At 41.0% G+C, this 832-nt stretch carries 1 protein-coding gene; it reads left to right on the plus strand.

Annotation, left to right across the window (positions count from 1 at the left end; genetic code table 11):
• A partial coding sequence (locus FC26_RS11745) for an RNA-guided endonuclease InsQ/TnpB family protein (protein ID WP_235809515.1) occupies positions 1-832 on the plus strand: 832 nt, incomplete at both ends.

An 832-nucleotide genomic window follows, 5' to 3' on the forward strand; every position in this document is an offset into this window, starting at 1 on the left:
GTTTAATGAAAGCTAATGCTATCAAAAATTATCGTGCTGCTTGGAATTTATTTCGAAGAGTTCATCGTGCTGGAACACCAGTATTTCACAAAAAAAGAATTGAACAAAGCTACCAAACTTCCTGCATGTATGCCAGTAAATTAGCAATACCTAACATGCAAAACGGTAGTGTTCGGATCATTAATTCTCGGCAGGTTCAATTACCGAAGTTAGGTCGCTTGCGTTTCAAGGGGATACCCCCAAAAATATTCAATCGTATGGACAGTATTCGTATTGGTACAACCACGATCTCAATGGACGCTACCGGTCGTTACTATGTAGCGATGCAATTAGCATCTGAACAACCTTTTGTAGGCAAAGTTAATAATGAAACCACTACTGCTATTGGGATTGACTTAAATACCGATAATTTCCTAACTGATTCCGAAGGAAATATTGTTGCCAATCCCCGCTACTATCGTTCTGTTAGCAGGAAGTTAGCAAACGCACAACGCAAGCTCTCTCGACGGGCACGACGTGCCAAACAAGAACATCAGCCTTTACGTGATGCCAAGAATTATCAGAAACAGCGTCACGTTGTTGCCACCATCCAGCGTAAAATTGCTAATCGTCGCAAAAATTTTCTCCATCTCGTCTCGACAACACTTATCAAGAACCACGATTTGGTTGTCGCTGAAGAGCTTAGAAGTAGAAATATGTTACGAAATCACGCTCTGTCCATGAGTATTTCTGATGTTGGTTGGCGCACATTTTTAGGTATGTTGGCTTATAAAGCTGACCTGTACGGTCAAAAATTTATCACCGTTAATCCGAGAAACACTACCCAAACATG

This window comes from Paucilactobacillus vaccinostercus DSM 20634, assembly GCF_001436295.1.
In the GTDB taxonomy this organism is placed as follows: domain Bacteria; phylum Bacillota; class Bacilli; order Lactobacillales; family Lactobacillaceae; genus Paucilactobacillus; species Paucilactobacillus vaccinostercus.